Annotated in this window: 21 protein-coding genes and 1 tRNA gene; 14 read left to right on the forward strand and 8 right to left on the reverse strand. The window is 64.3% G+C overall.

The features are described from left to right. Positions 1–3: 3 nt before the first annotated feature. Entirely contained in the window at positions 4–1,659 is a 1,656-nt protein-coding gene (locus A6723_RS13770; protein WP_054909102.1) for a thiamine pyrophosphate-binding protein, read from the reverse strand. 224 nt (positions 1,660–1,883) lie between these two features. Between A6723_RS13770 and A6723_RS13775 the strand changes: the two genes are divergently transcribed. Next, positions 1,884–3,788: a M14 family metallopeptidase gene (locus tag A6723_RS13775; protein ID WP_054909101.1), complete on the forward strand. Its 1,905-nt coding sequence runs from the start codon at positions 1,884–1,886 to the stop codon at positions 3,786–3,788. A 62-nt stretch (positions 3,789–3,850) separates the two neighbouring features. Here A6723_RS13775 and A6723_RS13780 read toward each other — a convergent pair whose 3' ends face one another. The 4 genes from A6723_RS13780 to A6723_RS13795 form a co-directional block, all read right to left on the reverse strand. Continuing rightward, positions 3,851–6,700 (reverse strand): valine--tRNA ligase, encoded by a 2,850-nt coding sequence (locus A6723_RS13780; RefSeq protein ID WP_054909100.1) that lies wholly within the window; start codon positions 6,698–6,700, stop codon positions 3,851–3,853. A gap of 218 nt (positions 6,701–6,918) precedes the next feature. Then, positions 6,919–7,290, reverse strand: coding sequence for a hypothetical protein (locus A6723_RS13785; RefSeq protein ID WP_054909099.1), 372 nt, complete (start codon positions 7,288–7,290; stop codon positions 6,919–6,921). A gap of 19 nt (positions 7,291–7,309) precedes the next feature. Further along, positions 7,310–7,738 carry a DNA polymerase III subunit chi gene (locus tag A6723_RS13790; protein WP_024762886.1) on the reverse strand — a complete coding sequence of 143 codons (429 nt, stop codon included), beginning with the start codon at positions 7,736–7,738 and terminating at the stop codon, positions 7,310–7,312. Between the two features lie 34 nt (positions 7,739–7,772). Then, positions 7,773–9,263: a leucyl aminopeptidase gene (locus A6723_RS13795; RefSeq protein WP_054909098.1), complete on the reverse strand. Its 1,491-nt coding sequence runs from the start codon at positions 9,261–9,263 to the stop codon at positions 7,773–7,775. A gap of 190 nt (positions 9,264–9,453) precedes the next feature. On the opposite strand from A6723_RS13795, the gene lptF reads away from it, so the two are divergent. Together lptF and lptG are read left to right on the forward strand one after the other, a co-directional pair. After that, complete coding sequence (gene lptF, locus A6723_RS13800; protein WP_024762888.1) at positions 9,454–10,578, forward strand: LPS export ABC transporter permease LptF; 1,125 nt, start codon at positions 9,454–9,456, stop codon at positions 10,576–10,578. Further along, complete coding sequence (lptG, locus tag A6723_RS13805) at positions 10,571–11,638, forward strand: LPS export ABC transporter permease LptG (protein WP_054909097.1); 1,068 nt, start codon at positions 10,571–10,573, stop codon at positions 11,636–11,638. Before lptF ends, lptG begins: the two co-directional genes overlap by 8 nt. Positions 11,639–11,758: 120 nt before the next feature. Here lptG and A6723_RS13810 read toward each other — a convergent pair whose 3' ends face one another. After that, complete coding sequence (locus tag A6723_RS13810) at positions 11,759–12,271, reverse strand: RDD family protein (RefSeq protein WP_054909096.1); 513 nt, start codon at positions 12,269–12,271, stop codon at positions 11,759–11,761. Between the two features lie 161 nt (positions 12,272–12,432). On the opposite strand from A6723_RS13810, the gene A6723_RS13815 reads away from it, so the two are divergent. Then, complete coding sequence (locus A6723_RS13815) at positions 12,433–13,983, forward strand: cyclic diguanylate phosphodiesterase (protein WP_054909095.1); 1,551 nt, start codon at positions 12,433–12,435, stop codon at positions 13,981–13,983. Between the two features lie 44 nt (positions 13,984–14,027). Here A6723_RS13815 and A6723_RS13820 read toward each other — a convergent pair. Further along, positions 14,028–14,113 (reverse strand) — tRNA-Leu (locus A6723_RS13820). Positions 14,114–14,219: 106 nt separating this feature from the next. On the opposite strand from A6723_RS13820, the gene queA reads away from it, so the two are divergent. The 6 genes from queA to A6723_RS13850 all read left to right on the forward strand — a co-directional run bounded on the left by queA (position 14,220) and on the right by A6723_RS13850 (position 20,323). Next, positions 14,220–15,263: a tRNA preQ1(34) S-adenosylmethionine ribosyltransferase-isomerase QueA gene (gene queA / locus A6723_RS13825; RefSeq protein WP_054907344.1), complete on the forward strand. Its 1,044-nt coding sequence runs from the start codon at positions 14,220–14,222 to the stop codon at positions 15,261–15,263. A gap of 12 nt (positions 15,264–15,275) precedes the next feature. Next, a complete protein-coding gene (gene tgt / locus A6723_RS13830; RefSeq protein WP_139092989.1) occupies positions 15,276–16,394 on the forward strand; it encodes a tRNA guanosine(34) transglycosylase Tgt in 1,119 nt (372 codons plus the stop codon). Between the two features lie 38 nt (positions 16,395–16,432). Further along, entirely contained in the window at positions 16,433–16,774 is a 342-nt protein-coding gene (gene yajC, locus A6723_RS13835; RefSeq protein ID WP_024762947.1) for a preprotein translocase subunit YajC, read from the forward strand. A gap of 64 nt (positions 16,775–16,838) precedes the next feature. Beyond that, complete coding sequence (gene secD / locus A6723_RS13840) at positions 16,839–18,701, forward strand: protein translocase subunit SecD (protein ID WP_024762948.1); 1,863 nt, start codon at positions 16,839–16,841, stop codon at positions 18,699–18,701. Positions 18,702–18,711: 10 nt separating this feature from the next. Next, positions 18,712–19,629 (forward strand): protein translocase subunit SecF, encoded by a 918-nt coding sequence (gene secF / locus A6723_RS13845; protein WP_054907346.1) that lies wholly within the window; start codon positions 18,712–18,714, stop codon positions 19,627–19,629. A gap of 157 nt (positions 19,630–19,786) precedes the next feature. After that, the gene (locus A6723_RS13850) at positions 19,787–20,323 is read left to right on the forward strand and encodes a glycine zipper 2TM domain-containing protein (RefSeq protein ID WP_037010115.1); all 537 of its coding nucleotides are present in this window, start codon (positions 19,787–19,789) and stop codon (positions 20,321–20,323) included. Positions 20,324–20,536: 213 nt separating this feature from the next. On the opposite strand, the gene suhB is transcribed toward A6723_RS13850, so the two are convergent. After that, positions 20,537–21,352 (reverse strand): inositol-phosphate phosphatase, encoded by an 816-nt coding sequence (gene suhB / locus A6723_RS13855; RefSeq protein WP_024762950.1) that lies wholly within the window; start codon positions 21,350–21,352, stop codon positions 20,537–20,539. A 147-nt stretch (positions 21,353–21,499) separates the two neighbouring features. On the opposite strand from suhB, the gene trmJ reads away from it, so the two are divergent. The 4 genes from trmJ to A6723_RS13875 all read left to right on the forward strand — a co-directional run bounded on the left by trmJ (position 21,500) and on the right by A6723_RS13875 (position 24,929). Beyond that, complete coding sequence (trmJ, locus tag A6723_RS13860; RefSeq protein ID WP_045210545.1) at positions 21,500–22,279, forward strand: tRNA (cytosine(32)/uridine(32)-2'-O)-methyltransferase TrmJ; 780 nt, start codon at positions 21,500–21,502, stop codon at positions 22,277–22,279. Further along, a complete protein-coding gene (gene cysE, locus A6723_RS13865) occupies positions 22,272–23,051 on the forward strand; it encodes a serine O-acetyltransferase (RefSeq protein WP_054907347.1) in 780 nt (259 codons plus the stop codon). Before trmJ ends, cysE begins: the two co-directional genes overlap by 8 nt. 140 nt (positions 23,052–23,191) lie before the next feature. Then, positions 23,192–23,686, forward strand: coding sequence for a Fe-S cluster assembly transcriptional regulator IscR (iscR, locus tag A6723_RS13870; RefSeq protein ID WP_024762953.1), 495 nt, complete (start codon positions 23,192–23,194; stop codon positions 23,684–23,686). A gap of 28 nt (positions 23,687–23,714) precedes the next feature. Beyond that, on the forward strand, positions 23,715–24,929 hold the full coding sequence (locus A6723_RS13875) for an IscS subfamily cysteine desulfurase (RefSeq protein WP_054907348.1): 1,215 nt from the start codon (positions 23,715–23,717) through the stop codon (positions 24,927–24,929). The last annotated feature ends 9 nt before the right edge of the window (positions 24,930–24,938 follow it).

Below are 24,938 nucleotides of genomic sequence, written 5' to 3' on the forward strand. Positions count from 1 at the left end.
GGGTCATGGCAGGCGCGAAACCGGGGTGATCTGCTGCGGATCGGTGCGCAACTCGATCAGCGCCGGCTTGCCGCTGGCCTGGGCACGCTCGAAGGCGGCGGCGAAGTCCTCGGTACGTTCGACCAGCTCGCCGTGGGCACCGAAAGCGCGGGCGAGGGTGACGAAGTCCGGGTTGCGCAGCTGCGTGGCACTGATGCGGCCGGGGTATTCGCGTTCCTGGTGCATGCGGATGGTGCCGAGCATGCCGTTGTTGACCACGATGACGGTCAGCACGGCGCCGTACTGCACAGCGGTGGCCAGCTCCTGCGGGTACATCATGAAGCAGCCGTCACCGGCGAAGCACACCACGCTGCGTTGCGGGTCGCGCAGCTTGGCAGCGATGGCGGCGGGGAAGCCGTAGCCCATGGCGCCGTTGGTGGGGGCGAGCTGGCTGCGCGGCGTGCGATAGCGGTAGAAACGGTGCACCCAGACGGCGTAATTGCCGGCGCCGTTGCTGATCACCGCATCGTCCGGGAGCGTTTCGTTGAGGTGCTGGACGACTTGCGTAAGGTCTACGCCTTGCGGTGGTTCGGCTTGCTTGGGTGGAGTGACGTAGCTCAGATAGTCGGCGCGGGCCGCGGCGGTCCACTCCGCCCAGGGTGTTTCGCGCAGGGGAGCGAGGCCGGCCAGGGCAGTGGCGATCTCCGGCATGCCGGCCTCGATCATCTGGTCGGCCTGGTAGACGCGGCCCAGCTCGCTGGCATCGGCGTATACGTGGATCATGCTCTGCAGCGGGCGGGGACTCCGGATCAGGGTGTAGCCGGCGCTGGGCGTTTCGCTCAGGCGCGAGCCGAGTACCAGCAGCAGGTCTGCTTCCTGCACCCGCGCGGTGAGCTTGGGCGAGGCGCCGAAGCCGAGCTGGCCGGCGTACTGCTCGTCGCGGTTGTCGATCAGGTCCTGGCGGCGGAACGAGGCCACCAGCGGCAGGCGGTTGGCGCGGGCGAAGGCGCGTACCTGCTCGCAGGCCTCGGAGGTCCAGCCGGTGCCGCCGACGATCAGCAGCGGGCGCCGGGCCTGGCTCAGCCGTTCATGCAGTTCGGCCAGCGCGCTGGACGTCGGCACGGCGCGGGTGATGGGCGACGGCGCCACATCGGCGACCTGTGCCGAGCCGAACAGCACCTCCTCCGGCAGCCCGATCACCACCGGACCGGGCCGCCCTGACTGGGCGACGCGGAAGGCGCGGGCGACGATCTCGGGAATGCGGTGGATGTCGTCGACTTCGGTGGCCCATTTGGCCAGGCCGCCGAACATCTGCCGATAGTCCACTTCCTGGAAGGCTTCGCGGCCCTTGAAGGCGCTTTCCACCTGGCCGATGAACAGGATCATCGGCGTCGAGTCCTGCATCGCCGTGTGCACGCCGTTGGCCGCATGGGTCGCGCCCGGCCCGCGGGTGACGAAGCAGATACCGGGGCGGCCGGTGAGCTTGCCGTAGGCATCGGCCATGTTCGAGGCGGCGCCCTCATGGCGGGTGACGATGGTCTGGATGCCGCTGGCATCGTGCAGGGCATCGAGCACCGGCAGGTAGCTTTCGCCGGGGATGCAGTAGACGGTATCCACCGCGTGGCGCAGCAGGGCTTCGACGAGGATCTGGCCGCCGTTGCGGGCCGGAAGATCGGACATGGGCATGGGGTTCCTGGAAGGGGCAGGGTGGGCTGATCTTCGGGCAACTGCCTCGGCGATCCAAGCGAGCATTCTTCGCAAGGTCATTCCTCCGAGGAATGCATGGGCCGCCGTAGAGCGGGCGCGACGACGAACCGCGCTGGCATTTCCCCAGGGTTGACTATGGTTGATGCACGGACGCACCTGCGCCCGCAGGACGTTTTGCTGCAGAAGGAGAACCTCCCATGTACCACCTCTCGTCCCGAGCGCTGCTCGCCGGCCTCTTCGCCACCTCAAGCCTGCCCCTCTACGCCGCCCTGCCTTCGGCGCCGGGGTATGTCGATGACAGCGGCTACAGCGCCGCGGCCAAGACCCGCATCCTGCCGGCGATGTTCGAGCAGAAGCTCGCCAGTACGAAGTACATCGCCAAGTCTGACAATCCGCTGGTCACTCTGGCCGAGTCCAGCGGCTTCAAGGAAACCTCCGACTATCACCAGACCCGCGCCTGGCTGCAGAAGCTGGCGGATGCATCCGGCGGCACCATCACCCTGAGCGACCTGCCGGAGAACAGCGCCACTGGCGAGCCGATGCTGTTGGTCACGGCCAGCCGCGAGGCGGACAAGTCGGCGGCGGGGCTGAACAAGTCCGGCAAACCGACCATCTTCGTCGAGGCGGAAATCCACCCCGGTGAGGCCAACGGCAAGGACGCGATGTTCATGCTGCTGCGCGACATGACTACCGGCGACAAGCCATTGGCGGGGCTGCTGGACAAGGTCAACATCCTCTTCATCCCCACCGTGAACATCGACGGCGACCTGCGCCGCAGCTCCTACGGGCGGATCAACCAGAACGGCCCGGAAGTGACCGGCTGGCGGGTCAACGGCCTGAACTACAACCTCAACCGCGACTTCACCAAGCTCGACAGCGCGGAAATCCGCAACGTCGCCTCGGTGTTCAACCAGTACGACCTGAGCTTCTTCGCCGACACCCACTCCACCGACGGCGCCATGTACCCCTACGACAGCTCCTATTGCCACAACGGCAATGGCTGGTCGCCGGCCTCCAGCGAGTGGATGGACAAGGTCATGCGGCCGCCGGTCTACAAGGAGCTGGAAGGCGAAGGCCACGTGGTCCACGAGTGCATCAGCTTCAACGACAACCAGGACCCGACCAAGGGTTACTACCCCTATCGCACCGACCTGGCGCGGTTCTCCAACCAGTACGGCGACATCCGCAACGTGCCGTCGATCCTCATCGAACAGCACGCGCTGCATCCCTACGAAACCCAGGTGTTGGGCAACTACGTGATGCTCAAGGCGATGTTCCAGGTGATCGGTGATAACGCCGACTCGCTCAAGCAGGCCATCACCAAGGACCGCGAGCGCCTGGCCGCGCAGAAGGACGTGATCCTCACCTGGAAGCCCGGCAAAGAGCAGCACACGCCGTTCACCGTGGGCGACTACCGCTACGAGGAATCTCCGATCACCGGCAAGAAGACCATCGTCTGGAGCAACAAGCCCAAGCAACTCAATGTGCCGATCAGCGACAACTCGGTGCCGGACCTGGTGGTGAAACGACCGAAGCAGTTCGTGGTGCCGGTGCAGTGGAGCGAAGTGATTGCGCGCCTGAAGTCCCACGGCATCCAGATGAAGACCCTGGACAAGGCCACGCCCATCGAGGTGACCCTGAACCGTATGGACGATATCAAGCTGGCCGGCGGCTTCGAGCCGGACCGCGCCGCCACCAACGAGATTCCCGGCTACGAGGGGCACCTGCTGGTCAGTGGCGTGGGCAAGCCGTTCCAGCGCCTGCAGACCTACCCGGCAGGCTCGGTGGTGATCGATACCGACCAGCCGCTGGGCGTGCTGGCGATCAACCTGCTGACGGCGGAAAGCCCGGACTCGTTCTGGGCCTGGGGCTTCTTCAACTCGACCCTGGTGGTTGCCGAGGAGCCGGAGGAGTACGTGATGGAACCGATGGCGCGGAAGATGCTCGCCGAGGACCCGAAGCTCAAGGCCGAGTTCGAGAAGAAGCTCAAGGACGACAAGGCCTTCGCCAAGGACGCCCAGGCGCGCCTGCAGTGGTTTTACCAGCGCACGCCGTTCTATGACGTGAATGCCTACGTGTATCCGGTGGGGACGGTGTACTGAAGCCAGACCCGCAGAAATGACAACGGCGCCCGCGGGCGCCGTTGTTTTTACCTTTCCAGAACTTACAGGCTGGCGATCTTCTCGCGCTGCTGGATCAGGTTGGTCACCGCCTGTTCCGCTTCAGCCAGTTTGGCGCGTTCCTTCTCGATCACATCCGCCGGGGCCTTGGCGACGAAGCCTTCGTTGGCGAGCTTGCCGCCGACGCGTTTGACTTCGCCTTCAAGACGCTGGATTTCCTTGTCCAGGCGGGCCATTTCGGCGGCCTTGTCGATCAGGCCAGCCATCGGTACCAGCACCTGCAGGTCGCCGACCAGCGCGGTGGCGGACATCGGCGGTTCTTCGCCTTCGTCCAGCACGCGGATGGTCTCGAGCTTGGCCAGCTTCATCAGTAGCGGCTCGTTGTCGGCCAGGCGTCGGTGGTCTTCGGGCGATGCGTTGTTCAGCACCAGGTCGATGCGCTTGGCCATGGAGATGTTCATCTCGCCGCGGATCTGGCGGATGCCCAGCATCAGCGCCTTGACCCACTCGATGTCGCCTTCGGCGGCGGCGTCGATCTTCGCCTCGTCGGCGATCGGCCAGGGTTGCAGCATCAGGGTGTCACCGGATTTGCCAGCGGCGGTCTTGATGCGCTGCCAGATTTCCTCGGTGATGAACGGCATGAACGGGTGCGCCAGGCGCAGTGCGGTTTCCAGCACGCGCGCCAGGGTGCGACGGGTACCGCGCTGGCGTTCGATCGGCGCGTTCTCGTCCCACAGCACTGGCTTGACCAGTTCCAGGTACCAGGCGCAGTACTCGTCCCAGATGAACTCGTAGAGGGCCTGGGTGGCCAGGTCGAAGCGGAAGGCGTCGAGCTGACGGGCGACTTCGATCTCGGTGCGCTGCAGGGCGGAGATGATCCAGCGGTCCACTGAGGACAGCTCGACCGGCTCGCCATTCACGCCAGTGTCCTTGCCATCGGTGTTCTCGATGACGAAGTTGGCGGCGTTCCACAGCTTGTTGCAGAAGTTGCGGTAGCCCTCGACGCGGCCCATGTCGAACTTGATGTCACGACCGGTGGACGCCAGCGAGCAGAAGGTGAAGCGCAGGGCGTCGGTGCCGTAGCTGGCGATACCTTCGGGGAACTCGGCCTTGGTCTGCTTGGCGATCTTCTCGGCAAGCTTGGGCTGCATCATGCCGCTGGTGCGTTTCTCCAGCAGCTCGTCGAGGGTGATGCCGTCGACGATGTCCAGCGGGTCGAGGACATTGCCCTTGGACTTGGACATCTTCTGGCCCTGGCCATCGCGCACCAGACCATGGACATAGACGGTCTTGAACGGAATCTGCGCGGTGCCATCGCCATTCTTGATCAGGTGCATGGTCAGCATGATCATGCGCGCAACCCAGAAGAAGATGATGTCGAAGCCGGTCACCAGCACGTCGGTGGGGTGGAAGGTCTTCAGGTATTCGGTCTGTTCCGGCCAGCCAAGGGTGGAGAAGGTCCACAGGCCCGAGCTGAACCAGGTGTCCAGTACGTCTTCGTCCTGGCGCAGGTTGGCGTCGCCCAGGTTGTGCTTGGCGCGGACTTCGGCCTCGTTGCGGCCGACGTAGACGTTGCCGGCGTCGTCGTACCAGGCCGGGATGCGGTGGCCCCACCACAGCTGACGGCTGATGCACCAGTCCTGGATGTCGCGCATCCAGCTGAAGTACATGTTTTCGTACTGCTTTGGCACGAACTGGATGCGGCCGTCTTCCACGGCGGCGATGGCGGGTTCGGCCAGCGGCTTGGTGGAGACGTACCACTGGTCGGTCAGCCACGGCTCGATGACGGTGCCGGAGCGGTCGCCCTTGGGCACTTTCAGCGCGTGGTCGTCGATCTTCTCGAGCAGGCCGGCGGCTTCGAAGTCGGCGACAATCTGCTTGCGTGCGACGAAGCGGTCGAGGCCGGCATAGGCGGCGGGCAGGCTGGCGTCGAACTCGGCGTTGACGCTGCCGTCGAGCTGGAACACCTGGGCGGTGCCGAGCACGGCGGCGTTCTTGTCGAAGATGTTGATCAGCGGCAGGTTGTGGCGCTTGCCGACTTCATAGTCGTTGAAGTCGTGGGCCGGGGTGATCTTCACGCAGCCGGTGCCGAACTCGCGGTCGACGTAGTCGTCGGCGATGATCGGGATGCGGCGGCCCACCAGCGGCAGGTCGATGAAGGTGCCGATCAGGGCGGCGTAGCGCTCGTCTTCCGGGTGCACGGCGACCGCGCTGTCACCCAGCATGGTTTCCGGACGGGTGGTGGCGACGATCAGGTGGTCCTTGCCGTCGGCGGTCTTGTTGCCGTCGGCCAGCGGGTAGCGCAGGTGCCAGAGGTGGCCCTTCTCGTCGTGGTTCTCCACTTCCAGGTCGGAAATGGCGGTGTGGAACTTGGTGTCCCAGTTGACCAGGCGCTTGCCGCGGTAGATCAGGCCGTCGTCGTGCAGGCGCACGAAGGCTTCCTTGACTGCTTCGGAGAGGCCGTCGTCCATGGTGAAGCGCTCGCGCGACCAGTCCACGGAGGAGCCCAGGCGACGAATCTGGCGGGTAATGGTGCCGCCGGACTGGTCCTTCCATTCCCAGACCTTCTCCAGGAACTTCTCGCGGCCCAGGTCATGGCGGGCGATGCCCTGCGCGGCCAGCTGGCGCTCCACCACCATCTGGGTGGCGATGCCGGCGTGGTCGGTACCCGGCTGCCACAGGGTGTTGCGGCCCTGCATGCGGCGGTAGCGGATCAGCGCGTCCATGATGGCGTTGTTGAAGCCGTGACCCATGTGCAGGCTGCCGGTGACGTTCGGCGGCGGGATCATGATGGTGTACGGCTCGCCGGAACCTTGCGGGGCGAAGTAGTTCTCTTTCTCCCACAGGGGGTACCAGTGGGATTCGATGGCGTGGGGCTGGTAGGTCTTGTCCATGAGCGCGGCGGGACCCTGATAAGGCTAGACGGAAAACCGCTGAGTATAACGGGAGGCGGGGCGCTCAGGCCACCGGCGCGGATGGCCGTGTGCCCGCAAAGAGGCATGTAGGAGCGAGCTGGCTCGCGAAGCGCCCTTACTGCGAGCTTGCAGAAGAGCGTCCGCGAGCAAGGGCCAGGCGCCCCCTCGTTCCTACAGAAGGGTATGGGGTGCAGCGGTCAGGGCTTGCGCTGGGCCAGCAGGCGCTGCATCCGCGCTTCCAGGCGGCGCTGCAGTTCGGCTTCGATCCGCGGGGCGAAGTCGTCGATGACATCCTGCAGGATCAGTTGAGCGGCGGCGCGCAGCTCCAGGTCCAGGCGATTCAGCTCGCTGGACTGGGGCACGGCGTTCGGCTCGACCGGTTGGATGGCAGGCGGCGCCGGAGCCTGGGGCGCGGGCGTGACGACGTCGGAGAGCAACGGGATGTTGTCCGGCTCGAAGGATTCGGTGAGCAGGGGCGGCTCGGCCCCCGATTCGTCCAGCAGGTCCTGGATCTTCTTCAGGTCTTCCAGCAGGTGGTCGGGGTCGTGCGGGGGCTTGCGGTTGTCCATGGTCTTGGCGGTGACGCTCTCAAGGGCGCGGCAGGCGATGGTCCTGCAAAGGATAGCCCTGCTCGCGGTAGCGACGGAAATTCTCCCGCGCGGCCTGACGAATCGCCGGTTCCTCGATCACCAGTTCGGCGACCCGGTTGAAGCGGTCGACGAACGCGGGAATGGCCAGGGTCAGGTTGATCAGCAGGTCCCGGTGGCTCTCCGGCGGCTCGCCCAGGGCCAGCACGATGGGCGAGTCGGCGTCTTCTTCCACCGCGTTGTGTGGGATGAAGGTTTCCCCACGGAAGTTCCACAGCCGGGCATCCAGCGCGTCGCGCTGGGCCTCGTCGCTGCACAGCACGAAGATACGCATGCCTTGCCGCCAGGCCTTTTCGGCCAGGCGGCAGGCGATGGTCAGGCGTGCGTCGGGATCGGCGCTGGGAATGACGTAGAAATCCACACGTGTCATGCGCTCGATCCCATCGGCAGATTGCACTGTGCCATTACTTGGCGCGGTCCAGCAGGTACTGGGTCAGCAGTGGAACCGGGCGGCCAGTGGCGCCCTTGTCCTTGCCGCCGCTGATCCAGGCGGTGCCGGCGATGTCCAGGTGCGCCCAGTGGAACTTCTTCGCGAAGCGCGACAGGAAGCAGCCGGCAGTGATGGTGCCGGCCTTCGGCCCGCCGATGTTGGCGATGTCGGCGAAGGGGCTGTCCAGCTGCTCCTGGTACTCGTCGAACAGCGGCAGTTGCCAGGCGCGGTCGTCGGCGACTTCGCCGGCCTTCAGCAGTTGCTTGATCAGCGCGTCGTTGTTGCCCATCAGGCCCGAAGTGTTGGAGCCCAGGGCGACGATGCAGGCGCCGGTCAGGGTGGCGATGTCCACCACCGATTGCGGCTTGAAGCGCTCGACGTAGGTCAGCGCGTCGCACAGCACCAGGCGGCCTTCGGCGTCGGTGTTGAGGATCTCGACGGTCTGGCCGCTCATGGTGGTGACGATGTCGCCCGGACGGGTGGCGCCGCCGCTGGGCATGTTCTCGGCGCAGGCCATCACGCCGACCAGGTTGATCGGCAGCTGCAGCTCCAGCACGGCGCGGAAGGTGCCGAACACGGAGGCGGCGCCGCACATGTCGAACTTCATCTCGTCCATGCCCAGGCCGGGCTTGAGGCTGATACCGCCGGTGTCGAAGGTGATGCCCTTGCCGACCAGGACGTGCGGAGCTTCGTCCTTCTTCTTCGCGCCGTTGTACTGCAGCACGATCAGGCGGGGCGGCTGGTCGCTGCCCTGGGCGACGGCGAGGAACGAGCCCATGCCCAGCTCGCGGAGTTTCTTCTCGTCGAGGACCTCGACTTTGAGACCTTTGTATTCCTTGCCCAGCGCCTTGGCCTGTTCGCCGAGGAAGGTCGGGTGGCAGAGGTTTGGCGGCAGGTTGCCCAGGTCGCGGGTCAGCGCCATGCCGTTGGCGATGGCCTGGGCTTCCTTGGCGCCCTGTTCGACAGCGGCGGCGTCGGCCTTGTCGGCGAGCAGGGTGATCTTCTTCAGCTTCGGCGCTTCGGCCCTCTGGCTCTTGAAGCGGTCGAAGACGTAGGTGCCGTCGGCCAGGGTTTCCACCTGCAGGCGGGCCTTGCCGTGGGCATTGCGGCCTTTCACGGCCAGGTCGCCCAGGGCCAGCACGGCGTCGGCGCCGCCCAGGTTCTTCAGATTACCGAGGACGGCGGAAACCAGTTTGCGGTAGGCGCGGTCGGAGAGTTCGCGCTCTTTGCCGGCGCCGACCAGCAGCACGCGCTCGGCCTTAAGGTTGGGTAAATCTTGCAACAGTAGAGTCTGGCCCACCTTGCCTGCCAGGTCGCCGCGCTTGAGCAGGTTGGCGATGGCACCGCCGGTGGCTTCGTCGACGGCCTTGGCGCTGGCGCCGAGCTTGCGGCCTTCGCCCACGGCGATGACCAGGGTGGCGGTCTTCAGGGTTTCCGGACGTACGCTTTTTACAAGGAATTCCATGGCTGAGTGTCCCCGGGACAAAGAGCAGAAGGGTCTGCGAATGAAGATGGACTGCGCAGTGACAGGCCTGGCGAATCGCAGGATAATGCCGGCTATTTGCGCTGGGTCGCGTCCGCGCGCACCCGGCAATGCTTCACGGCGGCTAGTTTGAGCGTAGCCGCCTGAGCGTGACAACCCTGGAGTGTCCGGTTTGATTGTCTTCCGTTACCTGTCCCGTGAAGTGCTGATCACCATGAGCGCGGTGAGCGCCGTGCTGCTGGTCATCATCATGAGCGGCCGTTTCATCAAGTACCTGGCGCAGGCGGCCCAAGGCCTGCTCGATCCGGGTTCGCTGTTCATGATCATGGGCGTGCGCCTGCCGGGCTTCCTGCAGCTGATCCTGCCGCTGGGCCTGTTCCTCGGCATCCTGCTGGCCTATGGCCGCCTGTACCTGGACAGCGAGATGACCGTGCTCACCGCCACCGGCATGAGCCAGCAGCGCCTGCTCGCCATCACCCTGGCGCCGGCATTGTTCATCGCCCTGCTGGTGGCCTGGCTGAGCCTGTGGCTGGCGCCCCAGGGCATCACCCAGATGCAGCTGCTGTTGAACAAGCAGGATGCGATGACCGAATTCGACACCCTGGCGCCGGGACGCTTCCAGTCGATGCGCGACGGTACGCGGGTGACCTATACCGAGACCCTGGCCAACGAACGCACCGAGCTGGGCGGGGTGTTCATCTCGGACAAGAACCGCCCGCGCAACGGCAAGGACGGCGGCACTTCGGTGCTGGTCGGCGCCACTGGCGTGCAGGAAATCCATGCCGACGGCAGCCGCTACCTGATCCTCAAGGACGGCTACCGCTACGACGGCACGCCTGGCCAGGCTGATTACCGCGAGATCAAGTACGACACCTACGCCGCTTTGCTACCCAAGCCGGAAGTGAGCAGCGAGATCGACGACCGCGATGCCATTCCCACGTCCGACCTGCTGGGCAGCGATGATCCGCGCATGAAGTCCGAGCTGCAGTGGCGCCTGTCCATCCCGCTGCTGGTGTTCGTGGTGACTGTGCTGGCGGTGCCGCTGTCGCGCGTGAACCCGCGCCAGGGCCGCTTCCTCAAGCTGCTGCCGGCGGTGCTGCTGTACATGGCCTACCTGGCGCTGCTGATCGCCGGGCGCGGCATGCTCGACAAGGGCAAGATCCCCATGGCCCTCGGCCTGTGGTGGATCCACGGGATATTCCTGGCCATCGGCCTGCTGTTGTTGTACTGGGAGCCGCTGCGTCTGAAGCTGGCCGCCAAGCGAGCGAAGTCGGGCGGGGAGCTGAAGCATGCGTAAGCTGGATCGTTACATCGGCACGACTGTCTTCGTTTCCATTCTCGCGGTACTCGGGGTGATCCTCGGCCTGGCCGAGCTGTTCGCCTTCGTTGACCAACTGGGGCAGATCGACGAAAGCTACACCCTGACCGAAGCCCTCAAGTTCGTCCTGCTGACCGCGCCGAGCCGCGGCTACGACATGCTGCCCATGGCGGCGCTGATCGGCTGCCTGGTGGGGCTGGGTACCCTGGCCAGCAACAGTGAACTGACCATCATGCGCGCCGCCGGCGTGTCGCTGCAGCGCATCGTTTGGGCGGTCATGAAGCCGATGCTGGTGCTGATGTTCGCCGGCATCCTGGTGGGCGAGTATGTGATTCCCTACACCGAAACCGCCGCCCAGAGCGGGCGCGCCCTGGCGCAGAGCGGCAACGGCTCGCAGAGTTCCAAGTCTGGCTTGTGGCACCGCCAGGGGCATGAATTCATCCACATCAACGTGGTGCGCCCGGATGGCGTGCTGCTGGGGGTGACGCGTTACGACTTCGACGAGAACCGTCGCCTGCAGACCGCGAGTTTCGCCCGCCAGGCGGTCTTCGAGAATAACCAGTGGCAGTTGCAGGACGTGTCCACCACGGTGCTGCATGCTGCGGAAAAACGCAGTGAGGTCGTGAGCAAGCCCAGCGAGGCCTGGAATATCCAGCTTAGCCCGCAACTGCTCAATACGGTGGTGATGGAGCCCGAAGCGCTGTCGATCACCGGCCTGTGGAGCTATATCCACTACCTCCAGGACCAGGGCCTGAGCTCCAACCGCTACTGGCTGGCGTTCTGGACCAAGATCCTGCAGCCGCTGGTGACGGCGGCGCTGGTGCTGATGGCGATCTCGTTCATCTTCGGCCCGCTGCGTAGCGTGACCCTCGGCCAGCGCGTGTTCACCGGCGTGCTGGTGGGCTTCACCTTCCGTATTGCCCAGGACCTGCTCGGCCCGTCCAGCCAGGTCTTCAACTTCCCGCCGCTGCTGGCGGTGCTGGTACCGGCGGCGATCTGTGCTTTCCTCGGCACCTTGCTGTTGAAGCGGGCCGGATAAGCCTTGCAGGAGCGAGCTTGCTCGCGAACCTCTCGGCTCCGAGTGGATTTTGTTCGCGAGCAAGCTCGCTCCTAGGCAAAACAAAAAGCCGGCAATCGCCGGCTTTTTTGTGTGTCGAGGTCAGCCTCGGCCTTGTGTTGCCTTGCGCACCGCCTTGGGGATCTGGACCACCACGCTTTCCGAGTAGCGGTCCTGCCAGGTTCGCTTGTCCTTGTCCCAGAGCATCCAGAGGAAGCCCAGGCCGACGCAGCCCCAGGAAGCAATGGCAATGACGAAGCGCAGCAGTGCCTGCATCAGGCTGATGCGCGTCCCGTCCGCGTTCTGCACGCGCACGCCCCAGACCTGCATGCCCAGGGTCTGGCCACTATGGGTCCAGAACTTCGCGAAGAAGGCGAACACGCTGATGAACAGCAGGCTGGACAGCAACGGGTCGCCGGTCAGCGCGCCCTGGTCGGCCAGCATGCGGAGTTTCTCGCTGCCATAGATCAGGCGCAGGAAGCCTTGCTGGTAGATGAGCGTCACCACCATCAGCAAGGCCACGCAGAGCAGGAAGTCGTAGAACATCGCGGCAAAGCGACGGACGAGCGTGGCGGGCGGGAAATCTCCCACGGGCTGGAGCTGCTGCTTGGGCATGAGCGTCTTCTATGGAGGCTGGGATCGATGGGGCCGGGATTATACGGATTCCTTTGCACGGCGCCCTGCGGCGGAGGCTGTTCTAAGCTCAAACCACGTCGCTGCCCATGGGGGAGTGGCAATGCGCCGCAGGTCGCGGTGCCGTCGAGCAAGGATCAAGGATGCCGCTACGCAGCTACACCCGGCGCAGGCTGCTGCCCCGCCTGGTCTTTTCACTTTCCATGGCGCTGCTGCCGCTGCTGTTGGGCAGCGCCATCATCTACTGGCAGGCCTTGCGCAGCCTGACTGTCGAGGCCAGTACCGCTGCGAACGAAGCCGTGCGCCTGTTCGATGTGATGCTCGGCAATGCCAATGGCGCGGCCCGCGTGGCGCTACTGCACGCCGATGAGTCCTGCGACGAGGCGACCCTGGTGCTCAGGGAGCAGGTCGCCGTGGTGCCGTTCGTCCGCTCGGTCAACCTGGCCCGCGACGACGACATCTACTGCACGTCGCTGTTTGGCGAGTTCGACGAGTTGCTGGACCCTTCTCTCTATGCGCAGGGGCAGTTGCGGATGATGGCTGGGAACCGGGTCACGCCGGACTCTGCCCTGTTGATCCTGCGTCGCCCCCAGGGCAGCTACGCAGCGCTTGCCACCGTGGATGGCCGCTACCTGAGCAATACCCTGCAACTGGTCGATCAGCGCAGTGACCTGCAACTGCAGGTCGGACGGCAGTGGATGGACGAGGAGGGCGCGGTGCGCGACGGCGAGCCGTTGCCGTTGCCGCTGGGGCACGTCGAGCGGCGCTCGGAGCAGTTTCCGTATGCGGTGATCGGTGGCTTTCCTGCCGGGGCGCAGTGGCGGCATATCCGCGAAGACTCGCTGCCGCTGGTGGCGCTGATGCTCATGCTGGGCGGTGTCTCCGGCCTTGCCTGTTTCTGGCTCTGGGGGCGTTCCGCCACCCCGAGCCTGGAGCTGGAGAGAGCCTTGCTGGCGGGGGAGTTCGTCCCTTACCTGCAGCCGCTGGTGGACGCACAGGACGGCCGCTGGATCGGTGCAGAGGTACTGATGCGCTGGATTCACCCGCGCGAAGGGATGGTCGGGCCGGATCTGTTCATTCCCATGGCCGAACGCTCCGGGCTCATCGTGCCGATGACCCGCGACCTGATGCACCAGGTTGCCGATGGCCTGGCGCCACACGGCGAGTTGCTGGGCGATGGCTTCCACCTGGGCTTCAACATCAGCGCTCGGCACTTTGCCGAACCGGGGTTGTTCGAGGAGTGCCAGGAGTTCCAGGCGCGATTCCTGCCGCATCGTCCTGAGTTGACCCTGGAGCTGACCGAACGTGAGCTGATCGTCTCCAGCGCGGCCATCGATGAGCTGTTCGACAATCTCCATGCCCAGGGGGTCTGCCTGGCGATCGACGACTTCGGCACCGGTAACTCCAGCCTGGCCTATCTGCACCGCTTCAAGGTGGATGCGCTGAAGATCGACCGCAGTTTCGTCGCAATGATCGGAGTGGATGCGCTGTCTTCGCACATCCTCGACAGCATCGTCGAACTGTGCGGCAAGCTGAATCTGCGGATCGTTGCCGAGGGCGTGGAGACCGAAGAGCAGTGGCGCTACCTGGCGCAATGCGAGGTGGACGTGCTGCAGGGCTATCTGTTCGGCAAGCCGATGGCGCTGGCGGCCTTCATCGAAGCGCTGCAGGCCAGAAACGAAAAAGCCCGCTGAATGAGCGGGCTTTCAAGTGTTCCCTCCACTGAGGAGAGGGAGGATGGTGCCCCGGGAGAGACTCGAACTCTCACTCTGTCGCCAGAAACGGATTTTGAATCCGCCGCGTCTACCATTCCGCCACCGAGGCAATGGGCGCGCAGTATAGGGAGCCGCTCTGCGCCGGTCAATCGGCTCGAATGGTCAGAATTTGGCATTTCCAGTAAGATACGCGCCCCTTCGAGATAGCTCTTCCCATGCGCGTCGCTGACTTTCATTTCGACCTGCCCGAGGCGTTGATCGCCCGCCATCCGCTTCCCGAGCGCCGCTCCAGCCGTCTGCTGGTGCTGGACGGTCCGAGCGGCGAGCTCAGCCATCGGCAATTCGCTGACGTCCTCGGCTACCTCCAGCCGGGTGACCTGATGGTGTTCAACAACACTCGGGTGATTCCTGCCCGCCTGTTCGGCCAGAAAGCTTCTGGCGGCAAGCTGGAAATCCTCGTGGAGCGCGTGCTGGACAGCCATCGCGTGCTGGCCCACGTGCGTTCCAGCAAATCCCCCAAGCCGGGCTCGAAGATCCTCATCGACGGCGGTGGCGAGGCTGAAATGCTGCAACGCCATGATGCGCTGTTCGAGCTGGGCTTCAGCGAGGATGTGCTGCCGCTGCTGGAGCGCGTCGGTCACATGCCGTTGCCGCCCTATATCGACCGCCCCGACGAGGACGCCGACCGCGAGCGTTACCAGACCGTCTACGCCGAGCGCGCGGGCGCTGTTGCTGCGCCGACTGCCGGCCTGCACTTCGATGAGGCGCTGCTGGAGTCCATCCGCGCCAAGGGCGTGGAAACTGCGTTCGTGACCCTGCACGTCGGCGCCGGTACCTTCCAGCCGGTGCGCGTCGAGCGCATCGAAGACCACCACATGCACAACGAATGGCTGGAAGTCAGCCAGGACGTGGTCGATGCCGTGGCCGCCTGCAAGGCGCGTGGCGGCCGGGTGGTCGCCGTCGGCACCACCAGCGTGCGCTCGCTGGAAAGCGCCGCCCGTGACGGCGTCCTCAAGCCGTTCAGCGGCGACACCGACATCTTCATCTTCCCGGGCCGGCCGTTCCACGTGGTCGACGCCCTGGTGACCAATTTCCACCTGCCCGAATCCACCCTGCTGATGCTGGTCTCCGCCTTCGCCGGCTATCCCGAGACCATGGCTGCCTATGCGGCGGCAGTGGAGCAGGGCTATCGCTTCTTCAGCTACGGCGATGCCATGTTCATCACCCGCAACCCGGCACCGCGCGGCCCCGAGGACTGATCCATGAGTTTCATGAAATTCGAACTGCTGGCCACTGAGGGCAAGGCCCGTCGCGGTCGCCTGACCTTCCCCCGTGGCGTGGTGGAAACCCCGGCCTTCATGCCGGTGGGCACCTACGGCACCGTGAAGGGCATGCTCCCGCACGACATCGAGGGCATCGGCGCGCAGATCATCCTCGGCAATACCTTCCACCTGTGGCTGCGCCCGGGCACCGAGGTGATCCAGAAGCACGGCGACCTGCATGACTTCATGCAGTGGAAAGGCCCGATTCTCACCGATTCCGGCGGCTTCCAGGTGTTCAGCCTGGGCGCGCTGCGCAAGATCAAGGAAGAGGGCGTGTACTTCGCCTCGCCGGTAGACGGCGCCAAGGTCTTCATGGGCCCGGAAGAGTCCATGGCCGTACAGCGCGCACTGGGCTCGGACATCGTGATGATCTTCGACGAGTGCACCCCGTACCCGGCCGAGTTCGACGTGGCCAAGCGCTCCATGGAGCTGTCGCTGCGCTGGGCCAAGCGCTCGAAAGCTGCTCACGGCGACAGCCCGTCGGCGCTGTTCGGTATCGTCCAGGGCGGCATGCACGAGGAACTGCGCATGCGCTCGCTCGAGGGCCTGCAGGAAATCGGCTTCGACGGCCTGGCTATCGGTGGCCTGTCGGTGGGCGAGCCCAAGGAAGAGATGATCCGCGTGCTGGACTTCCTGCCCCAGCACATGCCGGCTGACAAACCTCGTTACCTGATGGGTGTGGGCAAACCCGAGGACCTCGTGGAAGGTGTGCGCCGGGGCGTCGACATGTTCGACTGCGTCATGCCCACCCGCAATGCGCGCAATGGCCACCTTTTCGTTGACACCGGGGTGATCAAGATCCGCAACGCGGTGCACAAGCACGACGAATCTCCGTTGGACCCGACCTGCGATTGCTACACCTGCAAGCACTTCTCCCGCGCCTACCTCTACCACCTGGACAAGTGCGGCGAAATGCTCGGCAGCATGCTCAATACCATCCACAACTTGCGGCATTATCAGCGGCTTATGGCTGGTTTGCGCGAGGCAATCCAACAGGGTACATTGGCGAACTTTGTCGACGCCTTCTACGCCAAGCGCGGCCTACCCGTGCCGCCGCTGGCGGACTGACCTTATTCATCGAAAAAGCTTTGAGACAGGAGTTTCCAATGAGTTTTCTGATCCCCGCTGCCTACGCTGACGCCGCAGCCCCGGCCGCTGCTGCTGGCCCGGCCGGTACCGGCTTCGAGTGGATTTTCCTGGTCGGTTTCCTGGTCATCTTCTACCTGATGATCTGGCGTCCCCAGGCCAAGCGCTCCAAGGAGCACAAGAACCTGCTGTCCGGCCTGCAGAAGGGCGATGAAGTCGTCACTTCCGCCGGTATCGCCGGCAAGGTGACCAAAGTGGCCGATGACTTCGTCGTCGTCGAGGTTTCCGACAACGTCGAGCTGAAGTTCCAGAAGGCCGCGATCGCCGCGACCCTGCCGAAAGGCACCCTGAAGGCGATCTGATCCACCTCTTAGAAACCCAACCGACGGGGCGCAAGATGCGCCCCGCGTCATAACGGGCGGTGTCATGCTCAACAAGTATCCCCTGTGGAAGTATCTGCTGATCCTGGCGGTCCTGGCCGTCGGTTTCATCTATTCCGCACCCAACCTCTATCCTGACGATCCGGCCGTCCAGATCAGCGGCGCGAGCACTGCGCTGCAGGTCACCCAGGCCGACGTGGACAAGGCCAGCAAGGCGCTCGCCGACGCCGGTATCGCCGTGAAGGCGGGCTCGCTGGGCAAGAACAGCGGCCTGATCCGCCTGGTCAAGCAGGAAGACCAGTTGCCGGCCAAGGACATCGTCCGCCGTGCGCTGGGTGACGACTACGTAGTCGCCCTGAACCTGGCCCAGACCACGCCGAACTGGCTGCGCAACATCGCCGCCCACCCGATGAAGCTGGGTCTGGACCTGTCCGGTGGTGTGCACTTCCTGCTGGAAGTGGACATGGACAAGGCCGTCGACGCTCGTATGAAGGTCTACGAGAACGAGGTCAAGAGTGCCCTGCGTAAAGAGCGCGTGCGCTACCGCAGCCTGCCGGTACAGGACGGCGGCATCCAGCTGGGCTTCACTGAAGAAGCCGACCTGGACAAGGCCAAGTCGATCATCGCCAAGGATTTCCGCGATTTCGAAACCGCCCAGAGCGAGCGCAATGGCATGCAGGTCCTGCGCCTGGCCATGACCGCCACCAAGCTGGCCGAAATCCGCGAATACTCGATCAAGCAGAACCTCACCACCGTCCGCAACCGTGTGAACGAGCTGGGCGTATCCGAGCCGCTGGTACAGCGCCAGGGCGCCAACCGCATCGTCGTCGAGCTGCCGGGCGTGCAGGACACCGCCGAAGCCAAGCGTATCCTCGGCAAGACCGCGAACCTTGAGTTCCGCCTGGCCGCCGAGCCGGATGCGATCAAGTCCTCCACCGAAACCTTCGATTTCCGCGAGCCGCGTCGCCCGCCGGCGACCCTGGAGCGTGGCGTGATCATCACCGGTGACCAGGTCACCGACGCCAGCGCCAGCTTCGACGAGAACGGCCGTCCGCAGGTGAACATCCGTCTGGATGGCCACGGCGGCGAGCTGATGAACCGCGCGACCCGCAACAACGTCGGCCGCAGCATGGCGGTGGTATTCATCGAGCAGAAGCCGATCACCCGCTATACCAAGCAGGTCGTCGACGGCGTCGAGCAGGAAGTCGCCGTACAGGCGTTCAAGGAAGAGAAGCAGATCATCAGCCTGGCGACCATCCAGTCGCCGCTGGGTAACCAGTTCCGCATCACTGGCCTGGACGCTCCGGGCGAGTCCTCGGAACTGGCCCTGCTGCTGCGTGCCGGTGGCCTGGCTGCGCCGATGTACTTCGCTGAAGAACGCACCATCGGCCCGAGCCTGGGTGCCGACAACATCGCCAAGGGTATCGACGCCTCCCTGTGGGGTATGGTCTTCGTTTCCCTGTTCATCATCGTCATCTACCGCTTCTTCGGCGTGATCGCCACCGTCGCCCTGGCCTTCAACATGGTCATGCTGGTGGCGCTGATGTCGATCCTCGGTGCGACCCTGACCCTGCCGGGTATCGCGGGTATCGTGCTGACCATGGGCATGGCGGTGGACGCCAACGTGCTGATCTTCTCGCGGATACGCGAGGAGCTGGCGGCGGGCATGTCGACGCAGCGGGCGATCCACGAGGGCTTCAACCGTGCCTTCACCGCGATCATCGACGCCAACCTGACCTCGCTGCTGGTCGGCGGCATCCTCTACGCCATGGGCACCGGCCCGGTGAAGGGCTTCGCCGTCACCATGTCCCTGGGTATTCTCACCTCGATGTTCACTGCCATTCTGGTCACCCGCGCAATGGTGAACCTGATCTACGGCGGCCGCGACGTTAAGAAGCTGTGGATCTAAGGGGCCAGAGATGAATATCAAGATCGGTACTATCAACTTCATGGGCGTGCGCAACATTGCGTTCGCCGCGACCCTGATCCTGACCCTGATCGCCCTCGGCAGCTGGGTCTTCAAAGGCATCAACTTCGGCCTGGACTTCACCGGCGGTACGTCGATCAAGCTGAACTACGAGCAGCCTGCCGACCTGTCCAAGGTGCGTGAGCAACTGGTCGCTGCTGGTTACAGCGAAGCCGTGGTGCAGAGCTTCGGTGACACCCGCGACGTGCTGGTGCGCATGCCCAGCGAAGACCCGGAACTGGGCAAGAAGGTCGCCACTGCGCTGCAGAAGGCCGACGCTTCCAACCCGGCCAAGGTCAACGGCGTCGAGTACGTCGGTCCGCAGGTGGGTGAAGAGCTGCGCGACCAGGGCGGCCTTGGCATGCTCCTGGCGCTGGGCGGCATCCTCCTGTACGTGGGCTTCCGCTTCCAGTGGAAGTTCGCCCTGGGGGCGATCCTCTCGCTGATCCACGACGCCATCATCGTGATGGGCGTGCTGTCGTTCTTCCAGATCACCTTCGACCTGACCGTGCTGGCTGCGGTGCTGGCGGTGGTGGGCTACTCGCTGAACGACACCATCGTGATCTTCGACCGGGTACGCGAGAACTTCCGCGTGCTGCGCAAGGCCAGCCTGATCGAGAACATCAACATCTCGACCAGCCAGACCCTGTTGCGGACCATTGCCACCTCGGTATCGACCCTGCTGGCTATCTCCGCCCTGCTGTTCTTCGGCGGCGACAACCTGTTCGGTTTCTCCATCGCCCTGTTCGTCGGCGTAATGGCGGGTACCTACTCGTCGATCTATATCGCCAACGTGGTACTGATCTGGCTGAACCTGTCCAGTGAGGACCTGATTCCTCCGCCGAGCAAGGAGGTCGACGAGCGCCCGTAATAGAGCGTTCCGCGCCTTCGACAGAACTCCCGCTTCGGCGGGAGTTTTTGTTTGTGGGCAGTGGCTCACGGATTTGTTGGAACTTTCTTACAAAACCGCCGCTCCAAGGCAGGGTAAAGGGCAACGCCCGAATGAGAAGAAAGACCAGGAGAACCCTATGAACAAGTCGTTGCTAATCGGTACCGTGCTGGGCGCTGTAGGCGTGACTGCCGGTGGCGCCGTGGCTACCTACAGTCTGGTGGACCGTGCGCCGCAATACGCCGAGGTGCTCGCCGTTCAGCCGGTCAAGGAAACCATCAAGAATCCGCGCCAGGTCTGCAAGGACGTGGCAGTGACCCATCAGCGCCCGGTCAAGGACCAGCATCAGATCGCCGGTACCGCCATCGGTGCCATTGCTGGCGGCCTGCTCGGCAACCAGATCGGCGGTGGCAACGGCAAGAAGATCGCTACCGTGGCGGGCGCCATCGGCGGCGGCTACGCGGGTAACAAGGTGCAGGAAGGTATGCAGGAGCGTGATACCTACACCACCACCGAAACCCGCTGCAGCACCGTTAACGATACCAGCGAGAAAGTCGTCGGCTACGACGTGAAGTACCTGCTCGATGGCAAGGCTGGTCAGGTCCGCATGGATCGTGACCCGGGCTCGCAGATTCCGGTCGACAAGAGCGGTCGGCTGGTCCTGGGGCAGCAGTAAGCTGTCGCCGGCTGCGGAACGAAAAAGGCGCCCAATGGGCGCCTTTTCTTTTGGAGCTCTTTGTAGGAGCGAGCTTGCTCGCGAACAGCCCCACGTCGTGGCGGCAGAAGAAAGGGCAGCAGCTTCGCGAGCAAGCTCGCTCCTACAGGAAGTGCGTTCTCGCAGGCACAAAAAAGCCCGGCATTGCCGGGCTTTTTCTCGCGTCACTCAGGCTCAGCGCTTGAGCGAGGCCGGCAGGTGCGGCTGGATGCTGGTCAGCAGCGCCTTGAAGCACTTGGTGTTGCCGGCGACGATCTGGCCCTTCTCGAGGAACTCGTGACCGCCGGTGAAATCGCTCACCAGGCCGCCTGCTTCCTGGATCAGCAGGGCGCCGGCTGCCATGTCCCACTCGGACAGGCCGAATTCCCAGAAGGCGTCGTAGCGGCCGGCGGCGACGTAGGCCAGGTCCAGGCTGGCGGCACCGGCGCGGCGGATGCCGGCGGTCTGGCCGACCAGGCTGCGGAACATGCCCAGGTAGGCGTCCAGGTTGTCCATCTGGCTGTCGCGGAACGGGAAGCCGGTGCCGAGGAGGGCGCCTTCCAGGCTCTTGCGGTTGCTGACGCGCAGGCGACGACCGTTCAGCGCGGCGCCACGGCCACGGCTGGCGGTGAATTCTTCCTGGCGGACCGGGTCGAGGACCACGGCGTGCTCAAGGCGACCGCGGTATTTGCAGGCGATGCTGACGGCGTAGTGCGGAACGCCGTGAATGAAGTTGGTGGTGCCGTCCAGTGGGTCGATGATCCACAGATAGTCGGCGCCTTCGCCACTGCCTTCGAGCATGCCGCCTTCTTCGCCCATGATCCCGTGGTTCGGGTAGGCCTTGCGCAGGGCGGTGACGATGGAGAGTTCGGCTGCGCGATCGACTTCGGTCACGTAGTCCTTGGCTTCTTTCTCGTTGACCGACAGGGTATCCAGGCGTTCGATGGAGCGGAAGATCAGTTCACCGGCGCTGCGAGCGGCGCGCAGGGCGATATTCAGCATAGGCTGCATGGAGAGGTCACCTGGGTCGTTAAAGAAAGCCGAACATTCTAGCAGAAAGCGCTGACGTTCATAGAGCGACCTGTCGCCTGCGTGGCGCAAGACCCACTGCTGCGGTAGGATTCCCTCCCTTTTTCGCTTTATGTGTGGAGTCGCGCGTTGCTCGACAAAATTCGCGTGGTGCTGGTCAACACCAGCCATCCCGGCAATATCGGCGGTACGGCCCGTGCGATGAAGAACATGGGCCTGTCGCGCCTCGTGCTGGTGGATCCGATGGATTTCCCCAGCGGTGAAGCCCGTGCCCGCGCATCCGGCGCCGATGACATTCTCGACGCGGCCGTGGTCGTTCCTACCCTGGAAGATGCCCTGGCGGGTTGCAGTCTGGTACTGGGCACCAGCGCGCGCGATCGTCGCATTCCCTGGCCGCTGCTGGATCCCCGCGAGTGCGCCACCACCAGCCTGGAGCACGTCCAGCAGGGTGGTGAGGTCGCGCTGGTGTTCGGCCGCGAATATGCCGGCCTGACCAATGAAGAGCTGCAGCGATGTCAGTTCCACGTGCATATCCCGGCCAATCCCGAGTTCAGCTCGCTGAACCTGGCGACGGCGGTGCAGGTGCTGGTCTACGAGGTGCGTATGGCGTGGCTGGCTGCTGAAGGTCAGCCGACCAAGCACGAGAAGGTCGAGTCGACGGCGATGCTCAACAGCGTCCCGGTAACGTCGGATGAGCTGGAGCGCTTCTATGCGCACCTGGAATCGACCCTGGTGGATATCCAGTTCCTCGATCCGCAGAAGCCGCGCCACCTGATGTCGCGCCTGCGTCGCCTGTACGGCCGCAGCGGCGTCAGCAAGCTGGAGATGAATATCCTGCGGGGTATTCTCACCGAGACACAGAAGGCTGCCCGCGGGGAGCTTTCCAAGCGGAGTGATGAAGATGTTTGAGCGTGTACGCGAGGATATCCAGAGCGTATTTCATCGTGACCCGGCGGCGCGCAACGCCTTCGAGGTGCTGACCTGCTACCCGGGGCTGCATGCCGTCTGGCTGCATCGCCTGGCCCATGGCTTGTGGACTTCCGGCTGGAAGTGGCTGGCGCGCATGGTGTCGAACTTCGGTCGCTGGATGACCGGCATCGAGATCCATCCGGGTGCGAAGATCGGTCGCCGGTTCTTCATTGACCACGGCCTGGGCATTGTCATCGGCGAAACCGCCGAAATTGGCGATGACGTGACCATTTATCAGGGTGTGACCCTGGGTGGCACCAGTTGGAACAAGGGCAAGCGCCATCCGACCCTGGCCGATGGCGTGGTGGTGGGGGCGGGTGCCAAGGTGCTCGGTCCTTTCACGGTGGGTGCTGGCGCCAAGGTCGGTTCCAATGCAGTGGTGACCAAGGAGGTACCGCCTGGGGCGACCGTTGTGGGTATTCCGGGTCGCATCATCGTCAAGGATGACGCGGATCAGGCGGCCAAGCGCCAGGCCATGGCAGAAAAGCTCGGGTTCGATGCCTATGGCGTCAGCCAGGACATGCCCGACCCGGTAGCGCGCGCCATCGGTCAGTTGCTCGATCACCTGCAGGCGGTCGATGGGCGTCTGGAGGGCATGTGCAAGGCCCTGACGGCCTTGGGCAGTGACTACTGTGCCAAGGATCTTCCGGTCCTGCGGGAAGAGGACTTTGCCGGGGTCAAGGACCAGGAGAGCAGCCAGTCGGCGCAGTGATGCGCCGGCGCCGGTATTGCTGTTAGAATACGGCGCCGTTCGCTGGCTAAATCCGACTAAAGTAATAGGTCTTATAGTTGACTTAAATAGTCGGAAAAGAGCATACTCCCGCCATACCAGCGATTCTTCCGGATTTCCCCATGCGATTGACCACCAAAGGCCGCTATGCCGTCACCGCCATGCTCGACCTGGCGTTGCACGCCCAGCGTGGCCCGGTTTCTCTCGCCGATATCTCCGAACGCCAGGGTATCTCCCTGTCCTACCTGGAACAGCTGTTCGCCAAGTTGCGCCGTGGCAACCTGGTGGTCAGCGTGCGCGGTCCGGGCGGCGGCTACCAGTTGTCCCGCGACATGACCGGCATCCACGTCGCCCAGGTGATCGATGCGGTCAATGAGTCGGTCGACGCCACCCGCTGTCAGGGTCAGGGCGACTGCCACTCCGGCGACACCTGCCTGACCCACCACCTGTGGTGCGACCTCAGTCAGCAGATTCACGAGTTTCTCAGCGGCATCAGCCTGGCCGACCTGGTCGAGCGCCGCGAAGTTCAAGAGGTCGCCCAGCGCCAGGACGAGCGTCGCTGCTCCGGCAGCAAGTCGCTGCGCCTCGACAAGATTGAAGCGTCCGCCATCGATTGAGCGAACGCCCGCCTGTAGGAGTTACCTGATGAAATTGCCGATTTACCTCGACTACTCCGCCACCACCCCGGTGGATCCGCGTGTCGCTCAGAAAATGGCCGACTGCCTGCTGGTTGACGGCAATTTCGGCAACCCGGCCTCGCGCTCCCACGTCTTCGGCTGGAAGGCCGAGGAAGCGGCTGAGAATGCTCGTCGCCAGGTCGCCGAACTGGTCAATGCCGACCCCCGCGAGATCGTCTGGACGTCCGGTGCCACCGAGTCCGACAACCTCGCCATCAAGGGTGTCGCGCACTTCTACGCGACCAAGGGCAAGCACATCATCACCTCGAAGATCGAGCACAAGGCGGTCCTGGATACCTGCCGCCAGCTGGAGCGCGAAGGTTTCGAAGTGACCTACCTGGAGCCGACTCCCGAGGGCATCATCACCCCGGCGATGGTCGAGGCCGCCCTGCGTGACGACACCATCCTGGTTTCGGTCATGCACGTGAACAACGAAGTCGGCAGCATCAACGACATCGCCGCCATCGGCGAGCTGACCCGCGCGCGTGGCATTCTGCTGCACGTCGATGCCGCCCAGTCCGCCGGTAAAGTCGACATCGACCTGGAGAAACTCAAGGTCGATCTGATGTCCTTCTCCGCCCACAAGGTCTACGGCCCCAAAGGCATGGGCGCTCTGTACGTGCGCCGCAAGCCGCGTGTACGTCTGGAAGCCCAGATGCACGGTGGCGGCCACGAGCGCGGCATGCGTTCGGGCACCCTGGCGACGCACCAGATCGTCGGCATGGGCGAAGCCTTCCGCATCGCCAAGGAAGAAATGCACCAGGAAATGGCCCGCATCGAAGGCCTGCGCAAGCGCTTCTTCGATCAGGTTCAGGACCTGGAAGAGCTGTACCTCAATGGCAGCCCGGTTTCCTACGCGCCGAACATCCTCAACGTCAGCTTCAACTACGTCGAAGGCGAGTCGCTGATGATGTCGCTCAAGGACCTGGCCGTTTCGTCCGGTTCCGCCTGCACCTCGGCCTCGCTGGAGCCGTCCTACGTGCTCCGCGCCCTGGGTCGCAATGACGAGCTGGCGCACAGCTCCATCCGTTTCAGCTTCGGCCGCTTCACCACTGAAGAAGAGGTCGATTACGCCGCCAAGAAGGTGGTGGAAGCCGTTTCCAAGCTGCGTGAACTCTCGCCGCTGTGGGATATGTTCAAAGAGGGTGTCGACCTGTCCAAGGTCGAATGGCAGGCCCACTGACCCGCCCCA

Source organism: Pseudomonas sp. AU11447 (genome assembly GCF_001672555.2).
Taxonomy (GTDB): Bacteria; Pseudomonadota; Gammaproteobacteria; order Pseudomonadales; family Pseudomonadaceae; genus Pseudomonas; species Pseudomonas nitroreducens.